Source organism: Streptomyces sp. 8P21H-1, assembly GCF_013302945.1.
On the sequence record NZ_JABTYA010000326.1, the window covers coordinates 1 to 265 of the forward strand.

Genomic DNA, 265 nt, shown 5'->3' on the forward strand with positions numbered 1-265 from the left:
ACCGCCCCTGGCGGGCCCGGCGGGCGGAACGGGCGCTGCTGGGCGCCGCCCCCACGACGGCGGCGTTCGAGCGGGCCGCCGACCTCGAACTCGCCGCCGCGGAACCGCTGCGGGACAACGCCTACAAGGTGCGACTGGCCCGCAACCTGGCGGTCGACGCCCTGGAACGGCTCGCGCACGGCTCACCGCGCACCGGGAACTGAACGCGAGCCACCGGACGCGGTACGCAGCACGCAGCACGCAGCACGCAGCACGCAGCACGCAG

The 265-nt window shown here is 76.2% G+C and carries 1 pseudogene; it reads left to right on the forward strand.

Annotated elements, in window-relative coordinates:
• Positions 1-203 (forward strand): annotated as a pseudogene (locus HO151_RS06755) (xanthine dehydrogenase family protein subunit M); the annotation flags it as partial.
• Positions 204-265 lie beyond the last annotated feature (62 nt).